At 69.4% G+C, this 6,162-nt stretch carries 4 protein-coding genes and 1 pseudogene; 4 read left to right on the forward strand and 1 reads right to left on the reverse strand.

Annotated features, from left to right (window positions below; genetic code table 11):
• Positions 1–867 (reverse strand): patatin-like phospholipase family protein (locus I53_RS26095; protein ID WP_043356349.1); only part of this gene is annotated, 867 nt, incomplete at its 3' end.
• 374 nt (positions 868–1,241) lie between these two features.
• On the opposite strand from I53_RS26095, the gene ispG reads away from it, so the two are divergent.
• The 4 genes and pseudogenes from ispG to I53_RS26115 all read left to right on the forward strand — a co-directional run.
• On the forward strand, positions 1,242–2,573 hold the full coding sequence (gene ispG / locus I53_RS26100; RefSeq protein ID WP_043356351.1) for a flavodoxin-dependent (E)-4-hydroxy-3-methylbut-2-enyl-diphosphate synthase: 1,332 nt from the start codon (positions 1,242–1,244) through the stop codon (positions 2,571–2,573).
• Positions 2,574–3,002: 429 nt separating this feature from the next.
• On the forward strand, positions 3,003–5,021 hold the full coding sequence (locus I53_RS26105; RefSeq protein WP_043356352.1) for a potassium transporter Kup: 2,019 nt from the start codon (positions 3,003–3,005) through the stop codon (positions 5,019–5,021).
• Between the two features lie 96 nt (positions 5,022–5,117).
• Positions 5,118–5,462 (forward strand): annotated as a pseudogene (locus I53_RS36255) (hypothetical protein); the annotation flags it as partial.
• A 267-nt stretch (positions 5,463–5,729) separates the two neighbouring features.
• A partial coding sequence (locus tag I53_RS26115; protein ID WP_043356356.1) for a (2Fe-2S)-binding protein occupies positions 5,730–6,162 on the forward strand: 433 nt, incomplete at its 3' end.

Consider the following 6,162-nt stretch of genomic DNA (forward strand, 5'->3'; position numbering starts at 1 on the left):
CGCATTCCGCATCAGGTTGGCGTTGAAGGTGATCTCGTTCAGCCGGTCGCGGATCTCGGCCTCCGTGCGCGGGGTCTCCCGCCGCTCCACGGGGTTGATCTGCACGAGCACGATGTCGCGGGTCTGGGCGCCGCGATGCAGGGGGTAGAGCGGCGGATTGCCGAGATAGCCGCCGTCCCAATAAGGCACGCCATCGATCTCCACCGCCTGGAAGACGGTGGGCAGGCAGGCCGAAGCCATCAGGTGATCGACGGTCAGCCGCTCACGCTCGAAGACCGCGAGCTTGCCCGTCCACACATTGGTGGCCGAGACGAACAGGCCCGCCGTGTCGGCCTCGCGCAGGCGGTCGAAATCGACCTGCTCGGCCAGCGCCTTGCGCAGCGGGTTGATGTTGAGCGGGTTCGACACGTAGGGGCTCGGCGCCAGCATCTTGGCCCAGAACTCGGCCACCGGATTGCCCTTCCACAGGCTGAACAGGCCGCTGACGAAGTTGCGCTGGGCCGGGCCCAGGTCGCCGTCGAGGCTGACCTCGCGCCAGAACCGCTCCAGACCCTCGCGGGCTCCGTCCGGGCCGCCCTCGAGCCAGCCATCCACGAGGACGACGGCATTCATCGCCCCCGCGCTCGCCCCCGTGACCGCCTCGAAGCCCAGACGCCCATCTTCGATCAGCGCATCGAGGACGCCCCAGGTGAAGGCGCCGTGCGCACCGCCGCCCTGCAGCGCCAGGGCCACCGGCTTCTCGGCCTTGGGCCCGGCCAGCACGTGGCCCGACCCCTGGGCGGACTGCGCCTCGATCACGTCCGAGACGGGTGACTCGGGGACGGCGGTGGCCGGATTGTGCGGCTCGCCGCCGGATTGCTCGCTCATGTCGGCCTCCTGGTCCGGCCGCTTAGATGGGGATGCTGCATTGCAGCATCAACCGTCGGCCGTGCCTGCGGCCCGCGGCCCGCGCCCCCGCCGACCCGAGCGAATCGGCAACAGAGGCGGACGAAATCCCGATGGCGCCGAAGGCAAACGCCGCGCGGACGTGCAGCAAACTCGACATCCGCGCCCGGATACGACATGACAGCCGCGATGCTGTCATGCGCGATGCTGTCCTGCGTGGCGCCGGCTTGACGCGGCGCCGGGTCGTCCGCAGCTAACCCGCGACAGCCCCGAAGTTCCGGCGAAGCGTGTCCCGGGACAGGCCCGGCAGCCCTCAGGCTCCGGCGTCCCGTGAGGCGCGCCCGCGAAGGTCCACGATGGAAGTCATGGAAGCCACCCGTTCCGAAAGCCCTGCCGCCGACAACCCGCTGGCCGGTGGCGGCCCGGAAATCGCCGGCCCCGCGCCGCGCCACCGCACCGTCGGCGTGACGGTCGGCGAGGGCGAAGGCGCGGTCACGGTCGGCGGCGGCGCGCCGATCGTCGTCCAGTCGATGACCAACACCGACACGGCCGACATCGACGCCACGGTGGCGCAGGTCGCCCAGCTCGCCCGGGTCGGCTCGGAACTGGTGCGCATCACGGTCGACCGGGACGAGGCGGCGGCGGCGGTGCCGAAGATCCGCGAGCGCCTCGACCGGATCGGCGTCCACGTCCCGCTGGTGGGCGACTTCCACTACATCGGCCACAAGCTGCTCGCCGACCACCCGGCCTGCGCCGAGGCGCTCGCCAAGTACCGGATCAATCCCGGGAACGTCGGTTTCAAGGACAAGAAGGACACCCAGTTCTCGGCGATCATCGAGCAGGCGATCAAGCACAACAAGACCGTGCGGATCGGCGCCAACTGGGGCTCGCTCGACGGTGAGCTGCTCACCCACCTGATGGACGAGAACGCCAAGGCGCCGCGGCCGATCGATGCCCGCGCGGTGATGCGCGAGGCGATGGTCCGCTCGGCGATCAGCTCGGCCGACCGCGCCGTGGAACTCGGCCTGCCGCAGAACAAGATCATCCTCTCGGCCAAGGTCTCGGCCGTGCAGGACCTGATCGCCGTCTACCGCGAGGTGGCGCGCCGTTCGGATTACGCGATCCATCTCGGCCTCACCGAGGCCGGCATGGGCTCGAAGGGTCTCGTGGCCGCCTCCGCCGCCATCGGCGTGCTCCTCCAGGAGGGCATCGGCGACACGATCCGCTACTCGCTCACCCCAGAGCCCGGCGGCGACCGGACCGTCGAGGTCAAGGCCAGCCAGGAACTCCTGCAGACGATGGGGTTCCGCACCTTCGTGCCGATGGTGGCGGCCTGCCCGGGCTGCGGTCGCACGACCTCGACCACCTTCCAGGAACTCGCCCGGGACATCCAGAACTGGATCGTTACCTCCATGCCGGAGTGGAAGAAGTCCTATCCGGGCGTCGAGGGGCTGAACGTCGCCGTGATGGGCTGCATCGTGAACGGCCCGGGCGAATCGAAGCACGCCGATATCGGCATCTCGCTGCCCGGCACCGGCGAGACCCCGACCGCGCCGGTCTTCATCGACGGCAAGAAGGCCATGACCCTGCGCGGCCCGACGCTGGCCAAGGATTTCGAGACGATCGTGATCGACTACATCCAGCGCCGATTCGGTCAGCAGGGCGGGACGCGCACCGCCGCCGAGTGAGGCGCGGTGCGGGGGTAAACACCCCCGGCCCGCTCCCGTCGCGGCTCGGTGAAGTCTGTCCTCGCCCGAGAGGACACCTCCCGCCGCACCGGCATTCCGGGGCTCCATGGGCGGGCCCGGAAACAAGAACCCGCGTCGGTTCAGGCGCTTGATCCGGAGGCGCATCGGGCCGGCGCGCGAGCGTGTCGCGCCTCCGGCGCATCGCATTCGGACCTGAATCGCACCGAGACCCAGCTCCGCGATCTTCGCAGAGGCACACGGTTTCCGGCCGCACGAGGGCATGATAGCAAGGCCACACGATCCCGCGAGCGGTCGGCCCGGTGGCCGGCCCGCACGGTTCGGCGGAGTGTTCGCGTGTTCTGCCCGGCCCCGACTGGCCCCTGAGCCGAACCGCGAAGCGCCGGCCACGCCCGAGCTTCCGACATCCCCATGAGCCACAACTTCGCACCCGGCGTAGCAGCCCAGCCCGCGCCCGCAGCGCCCGACGCCGCGCGGGAGGCCGCCGCGGCGTCCGACGAGACGACCGGCCAGACGCCCATGCACGGGCCGGCGACCTCCGGCACCCTCGATGCCCCCGAGAAGGCGGAGACGCGCCACGGCCATGCCGGCTTCTGGACGCTCCTCGTCGGCTCCGTCGGCGTCGTCTACGGGGATATCGGCACCAGCCCGCTCTACGCCTTCCGCGAGGCGCTGGTCCCCGCCCGCACCGACGGCATCCTGCTGCCCGAGGAGGTGATCGGCACCGTCTCGCTGATCCTCTGGGCGCTGTTCATGATCGTGACCGTGAAATACGTCGCGATCCTGCTGCGCATGGACAACAACGGCGAGGGCGGCATCCTCTCGCTGATGGCGCTCGCCCGGAAGGCGCTGGGCGGCTCGCGCATCGTGTTCATGCTGGGATTGATGGGCGCCTCGCTGTTCTACGGCGACGCGGTGATCACCCCGGCGATCTCGGTGCTCTCGGCGGTGGAGGGCCTGAAGCTCGTCACCCCCGCCCTCGACGATTACGTGCTGCCGATCACCGTGGTGATCATCGTCGCGCTGTTCCTCGTGCAGAACCGCGGCACCGGCAAGGTCGCGGCCTTCTTCGGGCCGGTGACCATCGTCTGGTTCCTCGCCATGGCGCTGGCGGCACTGCCGCATATCGGCCTGCACCCGGAGGTGTTCCGCGCCGTCAATCCCTGGCACGCCGTGAACTACCTGCTCGGCCATGGCACCGGGGCGCTGGTGGCCTTGGGCGCGGTGTTCCTGGCGGTGACCGGGGCCGAGGCGCTGTTTGCCGATCTCGGCCATTTCGGCCGCAAGCCGATCCAGCTGGCCTGGATCGGCCTCGTCTTCCCGGCGCTCGCCCTCAACTATCTCGGGCAGGCGGCCCTGGTACTGGAGAAGCCCGACACCGCCGACCCGTTCTTCCAGCTGGTGCCGGCCTGGGGCCTGCTGCCGATGGTGATCCTCGCGACGATCGCCACCGTGGTGGCGAGCCAGGCGGTGATCACCGGCGCCTTCTCGTTATCCCGGCAGGCGATCCAGCTCGGCCTGCTGCCGCGACTGGAGATCCGCCATACCTCCGAGTCGCATGCCGGGCAGATCTATCTGCCGCAGATCAACGGGCTGCTGATGGTGGGCGTCGTCCTGCTGGCGGTGCTGTTCAAGACCTCCTCGTCGCTGGCCTCGGCCTACGGCATCGCGGTGACCGGCACGATGCTGCTCACCGCCTCGCTGACCTTCCTGGTGATGTGGCGCATGTGGAAATGGTCGCCGGTGGCGGCGGCCGCCGTGATGCTGCCCTTCATCGTCCTGGAGTTCCTGTTCCTGCTGTCAAACCTGATCAAGGTGGTGGAAGGAGGCTACGTGCCGCTGCTGCTCGCCGGCGGCCTCATCATCCTGATGTGGACCTGGGTGCGGGGCGTCACGATCCTGTTCAACAAGACCCGCAAGACCGACGTGCCGCTCGTGGAGCTGGTCGGCATGCTGGAGAAGAGCCCGCCCCACCACGTGCGCGGCACCGCGGTGTTCCTGACGAGCGATCCCGAGATCGCCCCGGCCGCGCTCTTGCACAACCTCAAGCACAACAAGGTGCTGCACGAGAAGAACGTGATCCTCACCGTCGAGACGGTGGACACGCCCCGCTCCAACGAGGCCGACAAGGTGCGGATCGAGCCGGTGGGCCCGCATTTCTACCGGGTCGTGATGAAGTTCGGCTACATGGAGACGCCGAACATCCCGAAGACGCTGGTGCTGCTGCGCCGCCAGGGCTTCAAGTTCGACATCATGGCGACGTCGTTCTTCCTGTCGCGCCGCTCGATCCGGCCGGCGGCGCATTCGGGCATGCCGCTCTGGCAGGACCGGATCTTCATCACCCTCGCCAAGAACGCGAACGACGCCACGGACTTCTTCCAGATCCCCACCGGGCGGGTCGTGGAGGTCGGCACGCAGGTCACGGTGTGAGGACCACGCCGCCATGGTCATCGGCACGCGCATCCTGACGATCCGCGGGCCGGTGGCGGACATTCCCCGCGCGGTCCGGCTCGAGCGCCGGAAGACACGGACGGGCACGGGATCTGCCGCTTCACGATCGGCCGGCCCGAAGAGCCGTGCGAGAATTTCGGGGCCGGCGTCGATGCGCTGCGGGCCGTCCACTTAGCGATGCAGAGGACCGGCATCGACCTCAAGGTCAGCGTGGCCCACGAGACCGGCACCCGGGTGGGGGCAAAGCCCGGGCATGGGCCGGCTCTCCTATTCCGTAGAACGGCCACGCGCGTCCGATCGGCGCGGACAAGGTCTCGAGGAGCGGGGGCACTGCGCTCCCTGTGCGAGCGGAGCGAAGCCACCCGGCACGCCACGCGCACCGGGTGCGCGCGGTCGTGGATCACGTCGTGCCCCGCGTGAGGCATGCTGCCTGTGATCGCATGCCCTGACGATGTGCGCCGCCGCACGCGGCATGTCCTGAGCGCAACCACTCGCGGATGACCGGCCGCGTCCCTGCGTTGCGCCCGGCCCGAGGCCTGATTTAGAATACTTATTATTCTGAGCTTGAGCGTTAGCCCGGCGGCCCGGCCGCATCGGTGAACGTTAGCTGGCAAATCCGGCCTTGGCCTCCGGCCCGGCTCAGACCCAACTGATCGCCGCTCCGGCGCCGCCAGACAGGACGCAACGATGATCAAACTCACCGTGAACGGGGCTGCGCGCAGCTTCGACGGCGACCCCGACATGCCGCTGCTGTGGTACCTGCGGGACGAACTCGGGCTCACCGGCACGAAGTTCGGCTGCGGCGTCTCGCTCTGCGGGGCCTGCACCATCCATCTCGGCGGGACGGCGACCCGTGCCTGCATCACCCCGGTCTCGGCCGCCGCCGGCCAGGAGGTCGTCACCATCGAGGGTCTGTCGCCGGACGGCAACCACCCGGTGCAGGTGGCGTGGCGCGACCAGAACGTCGCCCAGTGCGGCTTCTGCCAGTGCGGCCAGATCATGCAGGCCGCCGCGCTCCTGAAGGACACGCCGAAGCCGTCCGACCAGGACATCGACGACACGATGAGCGGCAACATCTGCCGCTGCGGCACCTACCCGCGTATCCGCGCCGCGATCCATC

The organism is Methylobacterium sp. B1 (assembly GCF_000333255.1).
In the GTDB taxonomy this organism is placed as follows: Bacteria; Pseudomonadota; Alphaproteobacteria; order Rhizobiales; family Beijerinckiaceae; genus Methylobacterium; species Methylobacterium fujisawaense.